Raw genomic sequence first — 21,505 nt, forward strand, 5'->3', positions numbered from 1 at the left:
GCAGGTGCCCATTGTTTGGCCGGGAAGGGGCCGGACCGGCGCCAGCGCCGGTCCGGAGTGCCGATCGTCCCTAGACGAACAGGAAATTGTGGCTCGTCAGGTTGGCGACGCTGATGTTCTTCAGGAGAATCGAGTCGCTGGCCGACAATGTCACGACGGCGTCGGTGCCGGACTGCGTGACCTGAAGATGGCTGTAGTCGGTCGCCAGCAATTTCGAGATCTCGATGACGTCGTGGTTGGTGGCATCGCCGGCGTGGAAGTTGAGGATCTGGTCCTGGCCATGGTCGTAGATGACCGTGGTCGAACCCGGCGCCGTCGAAAACACGTCGTTGCCGTTGCCGCCCTCGACGGTCACGCCCGAGGCGACGGCGGTGACGTTGTGGGTGCCGTCGGCCTTGGTGTCGTCGAAATATTGCAGGGCGTTGGCGGCGTTGTAATGCTCGTGCTGCGTCGTCCCCTGCTGGCCGTTGAAGTTGAACAGGAAGACGTCCTTGGTGCCGTCGGCATTGTTCGCGACTTCCTGCGTCTTGTTGCCGGAGCTGTCATAGATGTCGGTCAGCTTGCTGCCGTCGTTGTTGACGACCTGCGTGTAGTCCAGCGTGCCGTCGGCGTGCGTCCGGGTGATCGAGACGACGTTCCCGGAGGCGTCCAGGTGCTGGTGCTGGGTCGTGTAGGTCTGACCGGTGATGTTGTAGCTCCAGTTGTCGGACGTGTGGTCGGCGTTGGTGATATACGCCGCCGTCTTCACGCCGTTGGTGTAGACGGTCGTGGAGTTGTAACCGTCCGCCTTCTGCACCACCTCGCTCGTGATCGTGCCGTTCGTATCGTACCAGTCCGAGGTTTTCGTGCCGTCGCTCGTCTGCGCCAGCGTGAACGCCAGGCTGTTGTCGGCGTGGGTGCGCACGATGTTGGTGAGGAATCCGGTCGTGTCGTAGGTGTCGTGCTCGGTCGTGTAGTTCTGGCCGACGACGTTGTAGAGGAACACGTCCTTCGACCCGTTGGCGTGATAGTCGGTCTCGGTCATCTTCACGCCGGTCGCATTGTAGGTGCTGACCACGCTGCTGCCGTCCGCGTTGATGACCTGGCTGTAGTCCAGCGTGCCGTCGGCATGGGTGCGGTCCATCTCGGTGAGCTTGCCGGACGCGTCGAGATGCTGGTGCTGGGTCGTATAGGTCTGGCCGGTGATGTTGTAGCTGTAGTTGTCGTGGCTCTGGTCGGCGTTGGTGATGTAGGCGGCGGTCTTCACGCCGGCGGTATAGACCGTCGTCGAACTGTAGCCGGTCGCGTTCTGGACGACCTCGCTGGTGAGGACGCCAGTGCTGTCATACCAGTCGGTCGTCTTGCTGCCGTCGCTGCTCTGGACCAGCTTGAACGCGTAGCTGCCGTCGGCGTGACTGCGCACCAGCGTGGTGAGGAAGCCGGTCGTGTCGTAGACGTCGTGTTCGGTCGTGTAGGCCTGCCCGGTGATGTTATAGAGCCAGATGTCCTGGCTTCCGTCGGCGTGAGCGTCGATCTCCTTGATCTTCACGCCGGAGGCGTCGTAGTTCGTGACTACGCTGCTGCCGTCGGCATTGATGACCCTGGTGTAGTCAAGCGTCCCGTCCGCGTGCATGCGCGTGATGGCGGTGACCTTGCCGGAGGGGTCGACGTGCTGGACCAGGGTCGTGTAGCTCTGGCCCGTGATGCCGTAGCTGTAATTGTCCTGGCTGCCGTCGGCATTCTTCACATAGGCCTGGGTCTTCACGCCGTTGTTGTAAAGGGTCGTCGAGTAGAAGCCGTCAGCCCTCTGCACCACTTCGGTGGTGAGGTTTCCGGTCGCATCGTACCAGTCGCTGGTCTTGGTGCCGTCGCTGGTCTGGGCCAGCGTGAAGGCGTAACTGCCGTCGGCGTGACGGCGCACCAGCGTGGTGAGGAAGCCGGTGGCATCATAAATGTCGTGCTCGGTCGTGTAGTTCTGGCCGGTGATGTTGTAGGTCCAGACGTCCTTGCTGTGGTCGGCGTGATAGTCGGTCTCGACCAGCTTGACGCCGGTCGCGCTGTAGGTCGTGATCGCGCTGCTGCCGTCGCTGTTGTAGATCTGGGTCGAATCCAGCGAGCCGTCGTCGTGGGTGCGGGTCACCGAGGTGACCTTTCCCGTCGTGTCCACGTGCTGCACCTGCCCGGTGTAGCTCTGTCCCTTGATGTTGTAGGTATAGTTGTCCTGGGTGCCGTCGGCATTCAGCACATAGGCGGCGGTCTTCACGCCGTTCGTGTAGATGGTGGTCGAGTAGTATCCGTTCGTCTGCTGGACGACTTCGCTGAGAAGCGTGCCCGCGGTGTTGTAGGTATCGGTGGTCCGGGTGCCGTCCGTCGCGAGGTGGATGAAGGTGGTCTTCACGCCGCCGGTATAGCCGATCGCGTCCTTCGAGCCGTCCGCGTAGTCGATCGTGGTCGAGATCGGCTGCCCGCTGCTGTTCAGGCCGGTATTCGACGTCGAGACCAGGGTCCCGTTGGCGTCGTAGGTCAGCGTGCTGGTCCAGTTCGAAGCCGAGTTGGTGACCGAGAACGAATATCCCCCCTGGATCTTGGACAGCGCATTGCCGTAGTGGGAGATGATGTAGTTCATCGTCGCCTTCGATGCGACCGGCAGGACGTGCGAGTCCGTCAGCGTGATCGTCTGCAGCGTGGTGGAGGCGCTGAGATCGGAGAGCTGGGGCACGATCTCGGCGGCGGTGCCGGTCACGCTGGCCGGGACGGTCGGCGTGGTCGCGGTGCTGTCGGGCGCGTCGATCTCGATGATGAGGGGATGGTCGCTGACCGGAATCGTGATCGAGGACACGTCGGTGTAGTTGGCGATCGCCGTGGTTCCGGTCAGCGTGTCGTACACCTTGACGGAGTGGTGCACGGCGCCGAGGTTCACGGTCACGGTTTGCGTCGGGTTGGAAATCTCGGTGTCCGTCGCATCGTTCCAGAGCTGGGGCTCGGCCCAGACCACCAGTTCATAGGCGCCATTGCTCTTGCCGAGCACCATGCTGCTGCCGGATGTCGGCATGTTGCTGAGTGTGTAGTTCAATGAAGCCGTCGGCTGATGGCCGCCGGTGCCGTCGTCGGCGAGGATGGTCGTCAGGTTGTGGATCGCGGTCGCCGCGAGCTTCGGGGTGCCGTCCGAATGGAACAACCCGTATTTGTCTTCCGGGTTGGTGTCGCTCGCGGACGAGTTCCGGTCGAACAGCTCGTAGAGATAGGTCGAGCTCACGCCGGCCTTGTAGGCGTCGACCAGCGTGTTCAGGATCGATTTGGCCTGCACCGTCTCGTCGACACCGAGATATTGTGTGTTGGCCTGGGTCGTGTAGCCGGTTTCGGTGATGACCACGGGCTTGCCGGGGGCGGCGGCTTCCACGGCACTCAGCGTCGCGGCGATCGACGTCGCGTTGGTCGAGCCGGTGCTGACATAGGCGTGGGCGTTGGCGTAGTCCGCCGAACCCGACATGTTGCCGAGCTGGCTGTACCCTTGCGGGTCGTTGTATGCGAGCGACAGGTTGTAGACGGGAATGCTCGAAAGAGCGCCATCGGCCTTGACCGCCTGGTAGAGCGCGCTCTGGAATTGGGCGGCAGCGCTCAGGCTCGAACTGCCGTTGTAGGTGAAGGGCTGGGTGTTCGCCTCGTTCAGCCCCTCGATGGCGCTGATGCTGCCGGGATGGGCCGCCAGGAATTTCTCCAGCGCGGCCACATAGTTCTGCAGTCCGGACGCGCCCTGTCCGGGCAAGGCGGACGACACGATGAAGTCGAACTTGTAGCCGGCGGCTGCCAGGCCGTCGACGACCGGTTGTGCGGCCGGATTGGTCGCCATCGCGTCGCGAAGATGGGTGATGCCGAGATATTTCAGGTCATCGACGGTCATCGCGAGGTTGTCGTAGTCGGTCCACCCAAAGCCAGCATGCGTATTGACGCCGATGGAGTTGATGAAACCGCTGGCGGAGAGGATGGTCTGATCTGACGACATTGGTCACTCGAGCTATGGAGAGCGAACGGAATTGCTCGCAGGGTTGGGTTGCAACTCTCAATTTCGAGTGTGAATTTCAGATAAAGATCGAAGCGATAAAGCCGCGCAACGCGAGTTCCTTGTCCCCGGAACAGATGTCGTGCGCGCGAAGAGATATCGGAGCGATGTCGACGTACGATGGCACGACGGCGGCGCTTTCAAGAATTCTGCAGCGCGACGTGCTGAATATCTGCGCAGTCGCGCGTGCGAAGGTCATGTCCGCGGCAGGACCGGCGAGAAAAATCTTTCGAATCGTTCAACGAACGCGCGCGCATCGTCGTGTCGGTCGCCGCACTCTCCGCAAATCTACGGTGAGGAGAGTCGTGTGCCTGTTTTTCAGGCGAGTAGATTATATGAAATGACCGTAAAGGTTGAGTTGCCTGTTCGGCTCGTTTCGGTTGCAATTGTCATGTGCGTGACATCGAGCTGAACGATTCCGGTTCCGGCGCTGGAACCCGATGCTCAGCGGCGCGCCAGCATCAGGAAGTCGCCGCGCCACGCGACGACGGCGGTCGCGAGCGCCGCAATCAGGATCTTGCCCGCGAGCCAGAGCGGCTCGATCGGCATCGAAGCCAGCGATCCGATCAGGATCGCGGCGATCAGGGCCTGGCCGATCAGGATCGTGTGCGGAACGGCGCGATAGCGGACGGTGGGCCCGAGCGCGAGCACGATCACGACCGCGGTTGCAATCGACGCGCAGGCAACCGCGCCGCGTGGCGACAGGCCTGCGGCCACGGCGAGTGCGGATGAGATCGCGACAAGGGCCAGTTGGCCGGCGGCCACGATGACCAGACGGGTTGCGAGCTTCTCCAGATGGGGGACGACTGCAACCGTGGCTTGCAGATGGGTATGCAGGAAGTAGAACAAGGCGACTGCCGGGGCGGTGGCGAGAAAACTATCCAAGCTCTCCCGCGGCAGCAGGATGTGGGCTGCGTCCGGAATGAAGCCGATCAGGCCGCCGAGCAGCACGATCGTCGTGCAGACCATGAACTCGAACATGCGCCGTGCCGAATCGACCGATCGCGACGTGCCGCCGTGTTCGAAGTCCTGGACGACCTCGGGATAGCTGATCGTGTGAATCGCGGCGTTGAGCACCCAGAACGGACGCTGGAGCAGGTCGAGGGCGATGGAGAATCCGGCGCCGGCGCCCGTTGCGCCCAGGCGGCCGATGACGATGAAGCGCAGCAGCACGGGCACCGACAGGTGGATGACGGATGCGCCGGCCGCGAGCATGCCGTAGCGGCAGAACTCGGACCAGTCGCTCAGCATCGCCGATAACGGCAGCCGTTCGAGCCTGGTGCGATATGCGATCAGGCCTGCGACGAGGCCAACGGTGTGGCCGCAGGCGATGCCGAGCAACGTCGCCGCGGCGGTGCCCGACAGCGCTGCGCCCGTCACGGCTCCGCCGAGAAGGGCGGTCGCGCGCAAGGCGAGAAGAAAGGACGCAAGGCCGAGCCGGTCGGAGAGGCGGATCGTCAGGAAATAGAGATCGGTCAGGCCCTGGAGCACGGCGACGCTCAGGCCGAGGGCGATGATATCAGTCGCGAGCGGGCTCATCAGCGAGGCGCAGGCGCCGACCACCACCAGCGCGCAGGCGCTGAGGAGGCCCGCGGCGAACAGCGACCACCTCAGCCGCGCCCCCTCCCGGTCGTCGGCCGCGGCGAGGAAGCGCAGGCCGGCGAGCTGCAGCCACTCGAACATCAGCACGCAGAGCAGCTGGCTCGAGGCGAGCGCCAGCGAAAAGCTGGTGTAGTCGACCGCCGCGAGCAGGTGGCTGATCGCGAAGATCAGGATGATCGCCGTTGCGCTCTGATAGACGTAACCGGCAACGGCGAACAGGCGAACCATCGGAAGGCGACTTGTCTTGGCTAGGATATGATCGGAAGTAGTGCGGCGGCGTTGCGCACGATCAGTGCGTTGTCGCCGCCCGCGCGTATTGCCGGCGCGGCTGCGTCTCGCGCAGTTGGCCGTACAGGGTCCGATAGGCGGCGATCACGTCGGAGAACATCCACCTGTTGTTGTCGCTGGCCAGGCGTTCGCTGATCTCGACGATCTTGTGCGGGTCTGCCGCGATGGAGAGCATGCTGTCGGCGAGCGATGTCGGGTCGGCATCCGTGAGCCACCCCGTCACGCCGTGCTCGATGGCTTCCGGCATTCCGCCGAAGCGCGTTCCCAGCAGCGGCCTGCCTGCCGCCTTCGCGTCGGCGACGACGAGCGGACCGGGATCGTGCCAGATCGAAGGCGCGATCACGACATCGACGGCCTTGTAGAAATCGTCGGGCGTGACGAAGCCCATGAACTCGACGCGGGCCTCCGGAGCCATCGCCCTCAGGCGCTGCTGCTCGCCGTCGCTGACGCGTCCCGCGATCAGCGTCTTGAAACGCTCGCGCGGCAGCGTCGCCAGGGCCCGCATCAGATTCTCGATGCCCTTCTCCTCGGTCAGGCGGCCGATGAATCCGAACGTGACCTCGTCGGTGCAGAGAGGGCGAAGGTGGGGCGCGCTCGGCGGCGCCGTCGAGGCATTGTGGATGACGGTGCGGATCGGTGTATCCGCGAACAGGCCGAGATCGGTGTGGATCGACAGCACGCGTTCGCTGACGCCGACCACGGCGCTGAGCCAATGCGTCGCACGCCGGCGATGATAGGTCAGCAGCTCGCAGCTCGCGCAGGTGTGCTCGCAGGATCGCCCCTTGTTGAAGCGGGAGCATCGCGGGCAGGTGAGATAGTAGTCGTGGATCGTATGGAGGACGGGCACGCCGAGCTGCGCGGCGACCCGCCAGATCGCGGTGGTCAGTCCCGAGAGATTGTTGGAATGGATCACGTCGGGCTTGAAGGCGCGGATTCGCTCCGCGATCATCGGTGCCAGGATCTGCCAGTCCTCGACGCCGTGCCATATGCTGCGCAGCGCGAGGTTCCTCGGCTCGTTGAACGGCAGATAGACGTTCTGCACCTGAGCGGTGTGGATGTCGATGCCGTTATGGGATTCGAAGCGCAGATCGGACGATGTTGCCGCGCGGACAACTTCGACCTTGTCGCCACATTCCGTGAGGCCTTCGGCGAAGCGGCGGGCGAAGATCTCGGCACCGCCGACGACCTTCGGCGTCTGCGGGGTCGGATATAGGGAGGATGTGAGAAGAACTTTCATGGGGTCAATCTCATTCTATTAAACACAGGGAAACTTCGAACTGCTCATTGCCTTAACGAACTTGGCCTTGAAGAACTTGATCTCGAAGCACTTGACCTTGAAGCGCTTGGCTTTGACGAACCTGACCTTGACGAACTCGCCCCCCGCTCATCTCTCCGGCCGCACGTCGAAATCCGGCGCGGCCGACATATTCGTGCTGATCAGAAGCGGCGTGCTCGACACCGGCATCCACACGCCGGAAGCAGGCCGCGTCGACGCGTCGCAAGGCACGCCGTAGGTCGCCTCCGGCGCGCTGGTCCGCAGCCGCACCGCGTAGCGCCGGTTCGGATCGCCCGACCAGATCGCGATCCGCTGCCCGGCCGGCGTCGACGCGACGATCGAAACGAGGCCGCCGGACAGGGTCTTTTCTCTTGCCTCGGTGCTCGACCTGACGAACGCCCAGGCGTCGCGGACTGCACAGGCCGCGCGCTTCGGGGAATTGTCGAAATGATAGAGCCCGAAATTGTGCTCGAGGTCGGATGGATTCGTTCCGCTGTCCCTGAGCTCGTAGAGCCAGAGGCCCTTGAGCCAGGATGATGCGGTTGAAGCCCAGAGCACGAGCTGGGCCATGTTGTCGGCTTGCGCCTGCTCGTTGACGCCGCATTTGTTGGTCGCCGTGGGCCAGCCGGCCTCGGTCACATAGATCGGATACGCGGGATTGCCGCTGGCCTCGCTCACCAGCCGGTGGAACGCGGTGAGCCGGTCGACGACCTCCGCGGAGGTGCGCTTGGCCGGTCCCATGCAGAAATTATAGAGATGGATCGAGACGCCATCGGCATGACGAAGGATGCCGGATTGCAGCATCTGTGAGGTCCAGGTCCAGCCGGGGTCGTCGCCGATCGCGCCGACGACGAAGGGGGCGCCGGGCGCCGCCTGCTTGACCGCGGGCTGCACCACCTTGGCCAGTGCCAGATAATTGTCGATCGAGAACGCGGGGTCCTTCTTGGCCGCCAGGTTCCATTCGTTCCACAATTCGAAGATCGGCCGCTGCGCGGCGACCGCGCGTGCGGCGGCGGATGCGTAGGCGGTGAAGCGCCGGCGTGCCTCGTCCGTCGTCGGCGGCATCGAGTTCGGAACGAGATGGTGGCCGAATGCCAGAATGAGGTAGGGGCGGGCGACGCCGGACTTGATTTGAGCCTCCAGCCGGCCGAGCTGCGGAGTGAAGCCCATCCGGCCTCCGCCTTGTTCGAAATCGGACCAGGGAAAATCGTCGCGAAACGCGTTGACGCCGAGCTCCTTGATCTCAGCGATGCTGGTCGACGGCACATATCCGCGCGAGCTGACCGGGCCGCCCAGTCCCTGATGCGTGCCGACGCCGAGCAGAAACCTGCTGTCCAGGGTCTGCGCGGCTTGTGCCAGCGCGGAGCATGTCGAGAGGCCGATCGCGATGAGGCCCGCGAGGGCGAACCGGGCGGCGGTGCTGAAGGTGCTGTGCATCGTCTAGATCGCGCTCACCGCGGCCCTCACTCGTACTGTGCGGGGATGTTCCGATCACGGTCCGTTTCCCCAGCCGCGCCGTTGCGCCGGGGAATCCGGTCCATCCCCGTTTAGATGTTGCTCGACAGGTCCGACTGGAGCTGCACTTGCTTTTCGGGCTGGCGCTCGTCGCCTTGCAGCACGTCCGCATAGACCTGCTGGAGCTGATGATGCGTCTTCTGTACGTCGTAGAATTGCTTGAAGCGGTCGTAGCCGCGGTGGCCCAGCACTTTCAGGTCGAACTCGAGGATGCGGCGGAAGCCTTCGGCGAGCGGTCCGGCAGCAACCGGCTCGCATAGCGCGCCGGTGACGCCATCCACCACGATCTCCGGCAGTGCGCCGGTGCGGAAGGCCAATATCGGCTTGGCCGCCCGCATCGCTTCCAGCGCCACCAGGCCGAAAGCCTCCCAGCGGGAGGGGATGACGACGAGATCGGCGGCTTCCAGATGCGCTTCGATCTCGCGCCGATCGAGCCAGCCGAGCAGGGTGACGTTGGAAGGTATGGCGGGGCCTTCGAACTTGTTGACGACGGAGGCGCCGACGATCCGGACATCGAGCACGTCTTCGAGCCGTCTTGCCGCTTCGATCAGCAGGTCATAGCCCTTCTGCCGATCCAGGCGTCCGATGAACAGGACCTTGGCCTTCTTCGAGGGCCACATCGCGGCGACGGGCTGCGGCTCCGGGCGCGTCTTCGAGATGCCATTATGCACGAGCGTCAGCCGATCGGCGGGGATCCCGGCGCGAACGGCTTCGTTGTACTCGTCCCCGGAGATGCAGATGATTCGATCCGTGGTTCGCGCGAGCAGGTTTTCCGCGGCCTTCGCGACCTTGTGGCTCAGCCGGCCCGTCTCGCGGGAGAAGGCCCAGCCGTGCGGGCAGTAGATGACGCTCGGGGCCTGCGGCCGCGCTGCGAGCGCGGGGCGGAGAACGAGACCCGCGAAGGATGAGTGCAGGTGAACCACATTGGGCCTGAATGTGTCGATCGCCTGCAGGCTCGCGCGCAACATCTGGAAAAGGCCGGACACACTGCGGCCGGATCGTTCGAATGTCGTCATCTGCGTGTCATCGACGGCGAGATCGCCACGATGATCCGATGGCACGACGTAGTGGACGTTGTCCGCGCCGAAGCTCGCCTCCTGCTTCGGATGAAGCTCATTCAGATAGCTTGCGATTCCGCCCCGGATCGTCTCAGCGACGTGCAGTACCTTGATCGGTCGTTGGAGCGAGCCTGACATCGCGAATCCCCTGGTAGCGTCGGCGTGAATGTTCCTCCCAATAAGGTGCAATATTTTGACGACCGTGTGGTGTTGTTGCGCCGAAGGTCTTGCATTCGCCATCGTGCTGCAAGAATTCGTTGTTGATTGGAACGATTGCAGGCGAGTATTTCATCGGTTTGCACGTGTCAGTTGACGCTTTTTTGGGCGAGGAATTGCAGCAATGCATTTGCGGACCTCTGCCATGAGTACATCGCGATGCGATCCTGCTGCTTCTTGCGCTCGTCGTCCGAGACGGCGCCCATGATCAGGCGTTCCTGCATACGCAGGCGCAGCGCATCGGCGTCGGTGGCGTCGAAATAGGCAGCGGCGTCGCCGCAGGTCTCCGTGACCGCGTCGGCGGCCGAGGCGATGACGGGGCAGCCGAACAGCATGGCCTCGAGCGGAGGCACGCCGAATCCCTCATAGAGAGATGGAAACACGAAGGCCGAGGCGCGCGCGTAGAGTGCGGCGATCTCGCTGTCGGTCAGGCGGCCCGCCAGGATGAGGTTCGAGCCTGCGTCGCTCAGATTGTCCTGGAAGACGCTGTTGTTGTGGCCGCCGACGATGACGAGCGGGACATCCGGCCGGTTCAGCAATTCCATGGCGCGAACGGCCACGGCGAGATTCTTGTTCTTCGTTCTGGAGCCGATGAACAAGAAATAACTCTGAGGCCGCAGGCCGAGCCGGTCGAGAATGGCGTAGTCCGGCTCCGTCGTCGCGAAATGTTCGGCGCTGTTGGGAAATACCGGTATCGTCGAGGCGTTAAGGTCGAGGACCGCGGCAAGCTCCCTGCGCGAGAAGTCCGACACGGTTGCGATGGTTGCGCATCGCGCGAGCAGCCGATCGATCAGGCGGTGCACGGTGCGATAGCGCCAGCCGAAGAAGTCGGGACGGCGGAAGACCTGCGCATCGTGGATGACCACGATATGGTCACGATGCAGCACGGGCCCCGAATTCGCCAGGCTGATCAGGCGTCCGCCTGCGGCCGCGCGCGCCAGATCGACCTGGTCCCAGGCATGGCCGCCCAGGCGTCCGATCCTTCGAACCGTGATCTTCTTGAGGCCGGGGATCTCGTGCGCATCGGGCGGCACGAGCAATTGCCACTCGGCATCATGGAGCCGCGCCGGGAATCGGCCCGACGCCAGCGCGCGGTCCATCGCCTTGACGATTTCGGCGGCATAGCGTTGGACGCCCGTCAACGCTTGCGAGAGAAAGCGGCCGTTGATGAAGAAGGTCGGGGTCTTGCTGTTCGTCGGAGAGCTCTTCGAAGTCTGTATGGTCATGATGCCCGGGCGTTGCATGGATCAGGCCAGCCGATCAGCCGCTACAGAGCAATTGTTAGCTGCGGAAATATGACCGAGCGAAGAAGCGCCGCGCACGTTGCCATGCAACGTCATCGCGGCGATCGTCGTGGGCGGGCGCAGTTTCCGAATCGCCTTGCGCCCGCCATGGAACCCTGCGTGTGCCGGCCGCCGCGCTAGCCGGGCGGTGTTGCCGCGATCCCGTAGACGCCGTCTTCGGGCAGATCGAGAACGGCGCCGCTCTTCTGCAGCAGGCTTTGCAGGCGTGCGACCGGAATGTCCTGCACCGGTATGTTACCCCGCGCCGCGAGCGCCGCGGCGACGCCGGCAGCCTGTCCGACGATCATGAATTGCGGCTCCATGCGAAGCGACGAATAGGCGACGTGCGATGCGGACAGGCAGACCGGCACGAGCAGGTTCTGCATCTCCTCGCGCCGCGGCGTGATGCTGCGGTAGGGGATCTGATAGGGCTGCACCGGGACTTGCATGTCGCCCTCGTTTCGTACCGTTCCATCGGGCAGCACCACGCGCTGGACGTTGTGTGAATCGCTGTTGTACGAGCCCATGCCGATCGAATCCGGCTTCAGCAGCGCCGTCTGCAGGTCGGCCTGCCGCACCACATAGGCGCCGACCATGCGTCGGCCCTCGCGGACATAAATCTCCCGCGGCCAGTGATCGGTGTCGGCGAATTCGTCCTTGGGCAGGCCCCAGGCGCTGACCTGCTCCTTCAGCGTTGCCGGCACGACGGGGTCGTGGGAGAGAAAATACAGAAGTCCCTGGATGTAGCGGAGATGTTCGTCGCGTATCCTCAGCTTGTTGGCGTAGCTGGCTTCGGGATAGTCACGGCTGTGACCGATGTAGTCGCTCGAAATCGGGCCGTTGTTGTTGAAGTCGGCCTTGTGATTCGGAATCCGGACCGGATACAGGAAATCCTTGAAGTTGGGTGCGCGGCCCATGTGGGACTGGAATTCCTGCAGATATCGCGAGAGTAGCGCAAATCGTGACGGATCGTAGCCCTCCGGTTCGGGAAACGGCAGGCGATTGGCCGGATCATCGGTGAGAATGAGGCGATAATTGAAGGCCTGCACGTTGCGATCGCCGCTGCCCGGCGGCTGCAGCGGCTCGGCGGAGATTTCAGGGTAGAGCTCATGCTCGCCGCGATAGGCGAGCATGGGCCAGGCGAACTGATGCAGCGGGGTGATCGCGCGCACGCCCGCGAGGCTTTCGCCATAGGTCTGTGCGCTCTCCCGCCCCCAGGTATAAGTCACGCCCGATTGCGCGAGGAGGTCGCCATCGTAGCTGCAGTCGACGAAGATCTTGGCGCGCCACTCCCGTCCGTCCTCGTCGGTCACGGCGACGATGTTGTGGTTTTCCACCGTGACGCCATTCTGCTCCCGCAGCCGCGTGCCGAAGACGACCTTGACCATCGCCTCGCCGAGCATCGCGCCGAACGTCTGTTCGGCGATGTGCGGTTCCGACAGCCAGTTCGAGGTACGATCAAGGCTGCGCCGGCCGTAACGGGTGCTGACACGGCGAAAGTATTGCCGCGCATATCCCCCGATCACGTCTGGATTGCCGAGGTCGGTCGCCGAAAGCCCCCCGGTGACCATGCCTCCGAGATGATTGCCGGGCTCGAGGAGCACGACGTTCAATCCCTGGCGAGCGGCCGCGTAGGCGGTCATGACGCCTGCAGGGGTGCCACCATAGACGAGGATGTCGGTGGTTGGAGGAGACTGAGCTTGGGTCGGGCTAACTGAGTTGAAAAAAGTCAAAGAGAAAAGCACGCCAAATATTGCGCGAATAATCGACATGAGTATGGCTTTCTGCTGTCTGGAGATGACCTTTCATGTACCTGCAATTCCGAAGATGACCGTAGCAACGGAGTATGATCGATCGGCGTCGGAATGACGTCGAGAGAAAGGCGTCAGTAGTTCCGGCGCGTTCTGTTCCCGCCATCTATTGGCGAGGTCCGGCAATTCTCGCGTAATCTGTGCATTAGACCGATATGGAGATGACGAATGGATGACGTTGCTCACGTTCTCAGGCACGGCCGTCTCACGGCGGTCGTCAAGGCGCATGGCGCAGAGCTCTGCTCGCTCAGGCACGAGGACGGAACCGAGTTCGTCTGGCAGGCAGGACCTGCCTGGCCGCGTCATGCGCCCTTGTTGTTCCCGATCGTGGGGCGCCTCGCCAATGATGAGTTGCGGCACAAGGGCAAGACCTATCGCATGACACAGCACGGCTTCGCGCGCGACCAGCGCTTTGACTGGGTGGAGCGCGAGACGGACCGATGCACGCTGGCGCTGAACGACAGCGAGGCGACGCGTGCGGTCTATCCGTTCGCCTTCAGGCTGGTCGCGACCTATGTGCTCGACGATGCCGGCCTCGCGTTGACGCTCACCATCGCCAACACCGGTGAGGAGACGCTGCCGGCTTCGCTCGGCGGCCATCCGGCCTTCAACTGGCCGCTCCGGGAGGGATTGCCCAAGGACGGCTACGCGCTGACATTCGCCAGCGAGGAATCGTCTCCGGTCCGGCGCCTCGACGGCGGCCTGCTGCGCGCGTCGCACGAGAAGAATCCGGTCAGGGGCAATCTGCTCGATCTCTCGGAGGCGCTGTTCGTCGACGACGCGATCATCTTCGACCGCGTCAACAGCCGGTCGGTCCGTTACGCGGCGGTCCAGGGCGCGTCCGACGGGCCTTGGCTCGAAATGTCCTGGCGTGGTTTTCGCGAACTCGGCGTCTGGTCGAAGCCGTCCGGTGCGCCGTTTCTCTGCATCGAGCCGTGGCGTGGTTATGCAAGCCCTGCGGATTTCGACGGCGAGTTCGGCGACAAGCCGGGCCTGATGCATATCGCGCCGAACGCGGAAGAGCGATTGTCGTACCGCATCGACGTCGGATCATCCTGAAGCCGAGCGGGCGCTACGGACTATTCGCAGCGGAGTCGCGCGCGCATCCGCTGCGGCAGCCATGCGCGGAGTGAGAAATGTGGGGCATTTCATAGTTGGTGGTTCGATACCGTGACCAATATTGTTTGCGCATCACAAGGCGCCTAATACTGGGGCTGGTTAATCTCGGGGGATCGAACGGGTCGTGAATGTTCGTTTGCAAGATGGCGCGCTGCGCGACGATTTGAATGTCCAGGCCGGATCGCCGGCACGCGGCGTGTCCGGTGTCACAGGCGAATCCGCACGCCAGGAATTGCGTCCCGCAAGCCGCGAGCGGCTGATCGTCGTCGAGGACGATCCGGTGACGCGGACGATGCTGGTCGGCTATTTCAGCGAGAACAATTTCGACGTGGTCGGCGCCAGTTCTTGCGCGGAATGCCGCCAGGCCCTGCGCACGCGCGTCGATCTCGTCTTTCTCGACGTGCAGTTGCCCGACGGCGATGGTTTCGAGCTCGCCAAGGAAATCCAGGCCACCAGCAACGCGGGCATCATCTTCGTGACGCGGCGTGACACCGACGTCGACCGCATCCTCGGCCTCGAGATCGCCGGCGATCACTACGTCACCAAGCCGATCAATCTGCGCGACCTGCTCGCGCGTGCGCGCAGCGTGCTGCGGCGGCGCTCGATCGACCGCAAGGCGGCGCGCAACCACAACTCGATCGCGTTCGGCGACTGGATCATCGATCTGACGCGGCGCGAACTGCTCGGCAGCGACGGCAAGCCGGTGGCGTTGACGCGCGCCGAGTTCGATCTGCTCGCGGCGCTGGTGGGCGCCGACGGACGACCGCTCAGCCGCGACTATCTGATCGAAGTCGTCAGCAACCGTCAGGCCGATGTCGACATCCGCACGGTGGATGCGCTCGTCGCGCGGCTGCGTCGCAAGCTCGTCGGCAGCGGCTCCCCCGTGATCGCGACCGTCACCGGTGTCGGCTACAAGCTCGCGCTGAGCGAGCGGCTTTAGGCACGCCGCGCGCGGGATCCGGTCCGGACACGGCGTGACGGCGGCGTCAGCGCGATGCGACCTTCTTCCATTTCGCTTCGATGCGCGCCTTGATGATGCCGACCCTGGCTTCCTGCGCGGCCCAATAGGCGCGACTCGCGGCTGCCGTGCCTTGGCGGAAGCGTGCATAAACCGCCCTCGGCGGTGCCGGCCCCTTCGAGGCGCGCGCGGTTGGCGCCGCCGCCGCTACCGTCGCGGCGGGGGCGGGGAGAGGCGCTGTGGGCAACGTCGCGGCGACAGCCGGCGCGCCGTTGGCGAGCGGCGAATTCACGGCGACCAGATGGTTGCGCGCACGGTTGCAGTAGACCTGCGAGCGCGGGGTCATCGTCTCCTCGCCGTGACCTGCCCGATACTTCATCAAGGCGCGGCAGAGGTCCCCGTCGGCCAGCCGCCAGGCGCGGGCGAGATAGAGCACGCCGTAGTGGATATTGACGGCAGGCTTCGCCAGCTCTTCGGTCGTCCCCCGAAATCCGAGCATGGCCGCGGTTTCGGGCCGCACCTGCATGAGGCCGACTTCACCGACGCTGCCGACGACGCTCGAATTGTAGCCGCTCTCGACGAAGACGACGGCTTCGGCGATGTCGGCCGGAAGATTGGAGCCGGCGGTTTCCTTTGCGATGATGTTCTGGATCTCGGCACGAGAGGTCACGGTCTCGCCGGCGCCGAGGTCCGGGGCGCTGTTTGCGATCGGCGGGGAGGTGCTTCCGGTGGTCAGCTCGCCGTCTTCGGCATGCGCGCAGACCGAGGCGAGCAACAGCGCGGCGGCGCCGGCGCATGCCCACCTCGTCCCGAGTTTGACGCGAGCCCGATCCCACAGCATGCGAACTGACTATATCGTGCGGGTTAACAACCGCCAAACCGTGTTCCGCCGCCTATGGCGCGCGTGCGCTCTGCGCGTCCGTCAGCCGGTCGTCGACGGCGTAGAGGGTGCACGTCGGCGACCATTTCATGCAGGCGGCGAGCGAGTCGCGCTGGGCGTCCTCGATCGTGGCGCGCCCCGAACGCCAGCCATAGCCACCCTTGGGCGAGACCGCGAAGGCCTTGTGCGGTGTCGTGCTGGCGAGATAGCGCGCGAACTCGCCTCTCGCGGCCTCGCCGAGCTGGCGCGGCGTCGGCAGCGGATCCGGCGGGCTCAGGATGTCACGACTGCCCAGCGCGTGCTCGCGCAGGAAGGTGTCGACGATCGGCGTCCATTGCGGGCGGCCTGCCACGGAATAGAGATAGTGGCCGTCCTCGCCGTAAGGCGGAGCCGCGACGAATGTCGCGTTGCCTCCGCTGCCGCGAAATCCGTCATGGAAGCGGCGTGCGAGATCGGGGCCGAAGAAGTGATCGTTGCTGGCATAGACCCACAGCATCGGCACGCGCGATGTCTTGCCGAACGTGGCGAAGGCCTGAACCAGGCCATCCGGATTGCAAACCTCGTCGTCGTCACGCGAGCCGCGGCCGCCGGCGAAGCTGATCGCGGCGACCAGGCCCGAGGGCGCCTGCGCGGTTAGCGCGACGGTGGCGAGCCCGCCGGCGGAATGCCCGACCGCGATCATGCCTGATGTCGTGACGTCATTGCGCCGCGCCATCGCGTCGATCGCCGCACGCAGATCCGCCACCGCAACCGCGGCCGCGGGCAGATAGGCGGCGTTTGTGCAGCCGCCGACACTGTCGACGCGACCGCCGGGCGAGGTGCCGTAGCCGCGCCGCATCACGATCAGCGCGGCAAAGCCGCGCCGCGCGTATTCCAGCGCGATACCGTAATATTTGTGGGCGGACATCGTCGCCCGGTCGTCGAAGCTTCGCGGCGAGCCGTGGCTGAGCAGCGCGAGCGGATAGCGCTTCGGCGCCGCCGGGCGGACCAGGAAAGCTTCCAGCCCCTGCGGTCCCGCCGCCGCCATCGGAATACGGAGATCCTCGGTATAGAACTCGGCCGCGCGCGAGGGCGCGCCGGTCACGGCAAGCCAGGCGGTCAGCAGGAGCAGCAGCTTGCGCGCAGGGATCATGGAGCGATTCGAAAGGGCCGAACGGCTCGAACCATAGCATGATCGGGCAAGCGCATGGGGCGGACGGCCCCTTCGGGCAAACCCGGCGAGGGCGCCGGGCGTCAGGTCAGCGCGAAATGTTCAAAGGCTTGGCCTTGGCGGCGTCCGCCGCGTCTTCGCGCAGTCCCTGTTCGATCCGCTGCTTCACCTTGGCGAGGTCGTGATCCACGGCTGCATTGCGCAGCATCGGATTGGGTTCGACGCCGGCTGTCGTGCCGAGCGGCGCCGGGGAAGACAACGCCAAGGAACTGGCGAGCAGCAGAGTCGTTGCGAAAATGGTCATGCCCCTATTCATGAGCCCCCAAATGCGGCCATTTGTTGCCGGCGCGGACGAAGGGCTTTTGGGTTGGTCGCCGGCCGGTGCTATGGTGTTGGCAGGACGATTTGACAAGGACGAGGACGATTTCCAGTGGCTGATGTTGATCCCGCAGCAGGCAAGCAGGTTTCGCCGGACGCGCTCGCCAATATTCCGCGGCTCGTGACCGCCTATTTCGCCAACAAGCCGGATGCCGCGGACCCCGCGCAACGGGTGGCGTTCGGCACGTCCGGCCATCGCGGCACCTCGCTGAAGAACACCTTCAACGAGGGACACATCCTGGCGACCACGCAGGCGATCTGCGACATCCGGCGCGAGAAGGGGCTGACCGGCCCGCTGTTCATCGGCATCGACACCCATGCGCTGGCCGAGCCGGCGCTCGTCAGCGCCGTCGAGGTGTTCGCGGCCAACGGCGTCGACGTCATGATCGACCGCGACGGCGGCTACACGCCGACGCCGGTGATCTCGCATGCCATCCTCACCTACAACAAGGGACGCACGAACGGCCTCGCCGACGGCGTCGTCATCACGCCCTCGCACAACCCGCCCGAGGACGGCGGCTACAAATACAATCCGCCCCATGGCGGTCCCGCCGACACCGACGTCACGGGCGTGGTCGAGAAGCGGGCCAATGCCTACCTCGCCGACGGGCTGAAGGGCGTCGCGCGCATGGACTATGCCAGGGCGCGCAAATCATCGACGGTCCACGCCTACGACTTCGTCACGCCTTATGTCGCCGATCTCGGCAACGTCGTCGATCTCGAGCTGATCAAATCCGCCGGCATCAATATCGGCATCGATCCGCTCGGCGGCGCGGCCGTGCACTACTGGCATCCGATCATCGAGCGCTACGGCCTGAAGGCGACGGTGGTGAACGAGGCGATCGACCCGACCTTCCGCTTCATGACGGTCGACTGGGACGGCAAGATCCGCATGGACTGCTCCTCGCCCTATGCGATGGCGAGCCTGATCGGCATGCGCGACCGCTTCGACGTCGCCTTCGCGAACGACACCGACGCCGACCGTCACGGCATCGTGACGCGGACCAGCGGGTTGATGAATCCCAACCACTATCTGGCGACCGCCATCTCCTACCTGTTCGCGCACCGGCCGAACTGGGGCAAGGATGCCGCGATCGGCAAGACCGTGGTGTCGAGCTCGATCATCGATCGCGTCGCGGGAAAGCTCGGCCGCAAGCTGGTCGAGACGCCGGTCGGCTTCAAATGGTTCGTCGATGGTCTCCTCGGCGGCACCTTCGGCTTCGGCGGCGAGGAGAGTGCGGGCGCCTCGTTCCTGCGCCGCGACGGCACGGTGTGGACCACCGACAAGGACGGCATCATCCTCGGCCTGCTTGCCGCGGAGATCATGGCGAAGACCGGCCGCGACCCCAGTCAGCTCTTCAACGACCTGACCGGTGAGCTCGGCGTGCCGCATTACGCGCGGATCGATGTGGCGGCCACCACGCCGCAGAAGAACATCCTGAAGTCCGTCATGCCCGAACAGCTCGGTCTCAGGGATCTCGCCGGCGATCCGGTCCGCAGGACGCTGAGCAAGGCGCCCGGCAACGGCCAGCCCTTCGGCGGCATCAAGGTCGAGACCGATTTCGGCTGGTTCGCGGCCCGGCCCTCGGGAACGGAGGATGTCTACAAGATCTACGCCGAGAGCTTCCGCAGCACCGAACATCTGAAGCGGATCCAGGAGGAAGCTCAGGCCGGATTGGCGAAGGTGTTCGCGGCGTAAAAGCCGTCGCAGGTGCGGTGCTTGCTCTGGAGCGCTCTCACATAGGAGGGCTCTCACGCGAATGCATATATATAAAGGCTGCCGATCATATAAAGGCTGCCGATCGCGCCCGGCCTGCATGGTTCGAAAAGCCCGCTCCGGCGAGCTCCTCACCATCAGGATTTAATATCCGGCATCCCGCTGCAAAACGCGACCTCATCCTGAGGGCCCGCCGCAGGCGGGCGTCTTGAACGATGGCCGCAGGCGAGCCGTGAGCCATTTTCGTCTCGCGTCGCCTTTCCCTCGGTAAGGGCGACAAACTCATCATATCTGTATACTGAAATTCGTATAAAGGTAATTAGATACGGTAAAAATGGCGCTTGAACGATTCCAATCCTCCGTTAATGTATACATAACGTATTCAAGAGGGAGTGAAGCCGGTGACCAAGCCATTTCCCATGAACGCCTGGTATGCCGCGGCCTGGGACGCCGAGGTGAAGGCGGCGCTGCTGCCCCGGACGATCTGCGGCAAGCATGTCGTGATGTACCGGAAGGCCGACGGCGGCGTGACCGCGCTGGAAGACGCCTGCTGGCATCGGCTGGTGCCGCTGTCCAAGGGCCGGCTCGAAGGCGATACCGTCGTCTGCGGCTATCACGGCCTCAAATACAACGCGCAGGGCCGCTGCACCTTCATGCCCTCGCAGGAGACCATCAATCCGTCGGCCTGCGTGCGCGCCTATCCCGTGGTCGAACGTCACCGCTACATCTGGCTGTGGATGGGCGATCCGGCGCTGGCCGATCCCGCGCTCGTGCCCGACATGCACTGGAATCACGATCCGGCCTGGGCCGGCGACGGCAAGACCATCCGCGTCAATTGCGACTATCGCCTCGTGCTCGACAACCTCATGGATCTCACCCACGAGACCTTCGTGCACGGCTCCTCGATCGGCAACGACGCGGTCGCCGAAGCGCCCTTCGACGTCACCCACGGTGAGAAGACGGTGACGGTGACGCGCTGGATGCGCGGCATCGAGGCCCCGCCGTTCTGGGCGAAGCAGCTCGGCAGGTCCGGCCTCGTCGATCGCTGGCAGATCATCCGCTTCGAGGCGCCATGCACCATCGCGATCGACGTCGGCGTCGCGCCCACCGGCACCGGCGCGCCGGAAGGCGACCGCTCGCAGGGCGTCAACGGCTTCGTGCTCAACACCGTCACGCCGGAGACCGAGAAGACCTGCCACTATTTCTGGGCCTTCGTGCGCAACTATCGCCTCGGCGAGCAGCGCATCACCACCGAGATCCGCGAGGGCGTCTCCGGCATCTTCCGCGAGGACGAGCTGATCCTCGAAGCGCAGCAGCGCGCGATGGACGAGAATCCGGATCGGATCTTCTACAATCTCAACATCGACGCCGGTGCGATGTGGTCGCGCAAGCTGATCGACCGCATGATCGCCCGGGAAAGCCAGCCGCAACATCTTCAGGCCGCGGAGTAGCGACATGGCCGGCGAGGTCGATCGTTCCGTCTCCCAGACCGTGAAGGCGCAGCTCGCGCTGCGCGACCAGATCCTGTCCGGCGCCTTGCGCCCGGGCGAGCGCATCTCCGAGCTTCAGGCGGTGGAGACGACGGGCGCCTCGCGCACGCCGGTGCGCATGGCGCTGGTGCGACTGGAGGAGGAGGGCCTGCTCGAGGCTATCCCCTCCGGCGGCTTCATGGTGAAGGCGTTCTCCGAGCGCGACATCTCCGATTCCATCGAGCTGCGCGGCACGCTGGAAGGCCTCGCCGCACGCTTCGCCGCCGAGCGCGGCGTCTCGGCGCGCGACCTCGAGCCGCTGAAGGAATGCCTCGCCGCGATCGACGAATTGCTGCGCCAGGTACCGATCTCGGTCGACGCCTTCTCGGCCTATGTCGCGCTGAACGCGCGCTTCCATGCGCTGCTCACGGAGCTGTCGCGCAGCCCGCCGCTGATCCGCCAGATCGACCGTGCCTCGGCGCTGCCGTTCGCCTCCCCGAGCGGCTTCGTGAAGGCGCAGTCGGCGCTGCCGGAGGCGCTGCAGATCCTGATCATCGCGCAGGAGCATCATCGCGTCGTGATCGATGCCATCGAGAATCGCGAGGGTGCGCGGGCCGAAGCCGTCATGCGCGAGCATGCGCGGCTGGCGGTGCGCAACCTGCGGCTCGCGCTGCGCAACCGGACCCATCTCGATCTCCTGCCGGGACTGGCGCTGATCAAGACCGCAACCGACTAGGGGGAGTGCC

General features: G+C 64.6%; 15 protein-coding genes. 5 read left to right on the forward strand and 10 right to left on the reverse strand.

All coding sequences use genetic code 11. The features are described from left to right. Positions 1-70: 70 nt before the first annotated feature. The 7 genes from QM712_RS03395 to QM712_RS03425 all read right to left on the reverse strand — a co-directional run bounded on the left by QM712_RS03395 (position 71) and on the right by QM712_RS03425 (position 13,049). Complete coding sequence (locus QM712_RS03395) at positions 71-3,982, reverse strand: RHS repeat protein (protein WP_415021627.1); 3,912 nt, start codon at positions 3,980-3,982, stop codon at positions 71-73. 501 nt (positions 3,983-4,483) lie between these two features. Continuing rightward, positions 4,484-5,869 carry a hypothetical protein gene (locus tag QM712_RS03400; RefSeq protein ID WP_415021628.1) on the reverse strand — a complete coding sequence of 462 codons (1,386 nt, stop codon included), beginning with the start codon at positions 5,867-5,869 and terminating at the stop codon, positions 4,484-4,486. 61 nt (positions 5,870-5,930) lie between these two features. Further along, positions 5,931-7,166, reverse strand: a complete 1,236-nt coding sequence (locus QM712_RS03405; protein ID WP_415021629.1) for a glycosyltransferase family 4 protein — start codon at positions 7,164-7,166, stop codon at positions 5,931-5,933. Positions 7,167-7,313: 147 nt separating this feature from the next. After that, entirely contained in the window at positions 7,314-8,642 is a 1,329-nt protein-coding gene (locus QM712_RS03410) for a hypothetical protein (RefSeq protein WP_415021630.1), read from the reverse strand. A gap of 110 nt (positions 8,643-8,752) precedes the next feature. Then, the gene (locus tag QM712_RS03415) at positions 8,753-9,916 is read right to left on the reverse strand and encodes a glycosyltransferase (protein WP_415021631.1); all 1,164 of its coding nucleotides are present in this window, start codon (positions 9,914-9,916) and stop codon (positions 8,753-8,755) included. A gap of 167 nt (positions 9,917-10,083) precedes the next feature. After that, positions 10,084-11,220: a glycosyltransferase family 4 protein gene (locus QM712_RS03420; RefSeq protein ID WP_415021632.1), complete on the reverse strand. Its 1,137-nt coding sequence runs from the start codon at positions 11,218-11,220 to the stop codon at positions 10,084-10,086. Between the two features lie 194 nt (positions 11,221-11,414). Further along, positions 11,415-13,049: an FAD-dependent oxidoreductase gene (locus QM712_RS03425; protein WP_415021633.1), complete on the reverse strand. Its 1,635-nt coding sequence runs from the start codon at positions 13,047-13,049 to the stop codon at positions 11,415-11,417. Positions 13,050-13,256: 207 nt separating this feature from the next. Between QM712_RS03425 and QM712_RS03430 the strand changes: the two genes are divergently transcribed. Together QM712_RS03430 and QM712_RS03435 are read left to right on the forward strand one after the other, a co-directional pair. Further along, entirely contained in the window at positions 13,257-14,147 is an 891-nt protein-coding gene (locus QM712_RS03430) for an aldose 1-epimerase family protein (protein ID WP_415021634.1), read from the forward strand. A gap of 184 nt (positions 14,148-14,331) precedes the next feature. Further along, on the forward strand, positions 14,332-15,147 hold the full coding sequence (locus tag QM712_RS03435) for a response regulator (RefSeq protein WP_415021635.1): 816 nt from the start codon (positions 14,332-14,334) through the stop codon (positions 15,145-15,147). 46 nt (positions 15,148-15,193) lie between these two features. Here QM712_RS03435 and QM712_RS03440 read toward each other — a convergent pair whose 3' ends face one another. The 3 genes from QM712_RS03440 to QM712_RS03450 all read right to left on the reverse strand — a co-directional run bounded on the left by QM712_RS03440 (position 15,194) and on the right by QM712_RS03450 (position 17,499). Further along, positions 15,194-16,006: a lytic transglycosylase domain-containing protein gene (locus tag QM712_RS03440; protein ID WP_415021636.1), complete on the reverse strand. Its 813-nt coding sequence runs from the start codon at positions 16,004-16,006 to the stop codon at positions 15,194-15,196. Between the two features lie 52 nt (positions 16,007-16,058). After that, complete coding sequence (locus tag QM712_RS03445; protein WP_415021637.1) at positions 16,059-17,177, reverse strand: alpha/beta hydrolase family protein; 1,119 nt, start codon at positions 17,175-17,177, stop codon at positions 16,059-16,061. Between the two features lie 106 nt (positions 17,178-17,283). Further along, positions 17,284-17,499 (reverse strand): hypothetical protein, encoded by a 216-nt coding sequence (locus QM712_RS03450; RefSeq protein WP_415021638.1) that lies wholly within the window; start codon positions 17,497-17,499, stop codon positions 17,284-17,286. A 126-nt stretch (positions 17,500-17,625) separates the two neighbouring features. Here QM712_RS03450 and pgm point away from each other — a divergent pair, with 126 nt between their 5' ends. From pgm to QM712_RS03465, 3 genes are all read left to right on the forward strand, one after another. Further along, positions 17,626-19,272: a phosphoglucomutase (alpha-D-glucose-1,6-bisphosphate-dependent) gene (gene pgm / locus QM712_RS03455; protein ID WP_415021639.1), complete on the forward strand. Its 1,647-nt coding sequence runs from the start codon at positions 17,626-17,628 to the stop codon at positions 19,270-19,272. A 419-nt stretch (positions 19,273-19,691) separates the two neighbouring features. Beyond that, positions 19,692-20,741, forward strand: coding sequence for a Rieske 2Fe-2S domain-containing protein (locus QM712_RS03460; protein WP_415021640.1), 1,050 nt, complete (start codon positions 19,692-19,694; stop codon positions 20,739-20,741). A gap of 4 nt (positions 20,742-20,745) precedes the next feature. Next, positions 20,746-21,495 carry a GntR family transcriptional regulator gene (locus tag QM712_RS03465; protein WP_415021641.1) on the forward strand — a complete coding sequence of 250 codons (750 nt, stop codon included), beginning with the start codon at positions 20,746-20,748 and terminating at the stop codon, positions 21,493-21,495. Positions 21,496-21,505 lie beyond the last annotated feature (10 nt).

This window comes from Bradyrhizobium sp. (genome assembly GCF_047605465.1).
Lineage (GTDB): Bacteria > Pseudomonadota > Alphaproteobacteria > Rhizobiales > Xanthobacteraceae > Bradyrhizobium.

Excerpts from the sequence above, each read along its gene's own strand:
- QM712_RS03395 (WP_415021627.1), bottom strand. The coding sequence starts at position 3,982 with ATGTCGTCAGATCAGACCATCCTCTCCGCCAGCGGTTTCATCAACTCC.
- QM712_RS03400 (WP_415021628.1), bottom strand. The coding sequence starts at position 5,869 with ATGGTTCGCCTGTTCGCCGTTGCCGGTTACGTCTATCAGAGCGCAACG.
- QM712_RS03405 (WP_415021629.1), bottom strand. The coding sequence starts at position 7,166 with ATGAAAGTTCTTCTCACATCCTCCCTATATCCGACCCCGCAGACGCCG.
- QM712_RS03410 (WP_415021630.1), bottom strand. The coding sequence starts at position 8,642 with ATGCACAGCACCTTCAGCACCGCCGCCCGGTTCGCCCTCGCGGGCCTC.
- QM712_RS03415 (WP_415021631.1), bottom strand. The coding sequence starts at position 9,916 with ATGTCAGGCTCGCTCCAACGACCGATCAAGGTACTGCACGTCGCTGAG.
- QM712_RS03420 (WP_415021632.1), bottom strand. The coding sequence starts at position 11,220 with ATGACCATACAGACTTCGAAGAGCTCTCCGACGAACAGCAAGACCCCG.
- QM712_RS03425 (WP_415021633.1), bottom strand. The coding sequence starts at position 13,049 with ATGTCGATTATTCGCGCAATATTTGGCGTGCTTTTCTCTTTGACTTTT.
- QM712_RS03430 (WP_415021634.1), top strand. The coding sequence starts at position 13,257 with ATGGATGACGTTGCTCACGTTCTCAGGCACGGCCGTCTCACGGCGGTC.
- QM712_RS03440 (WP_415021636.1), bottom strand. The coding sequence starts at position 16,006 with ATGCTGTGGGATCGGGCTCGCGTCAAACTCGGGACGAGGTGGGCATGC.
- QM712_RS03445 (WP_415021637.1), bottom strand. The coding sequence starts at position 17,177 with ATGATCCCTGCGCGCAAGCTGCTGCTCCTGCTGACCGCCTGGCTTGCC.
- QM712_RS03450 (WP_415021638.1), bottom strand. The coding sequence starts at position 17,499 with ATGACCATTTTCGCAACGACTCTGCTGCTCGCCAGTTCCTTGGCGTTG.
- QM712_RS03465 (WP_415021641.1), top strand. The coding sequence starts at position 20,746 with ATGGCCGGCGAGGTCGATCGTTCCGTCTCCCAGACCGTGAAGGCGCAG.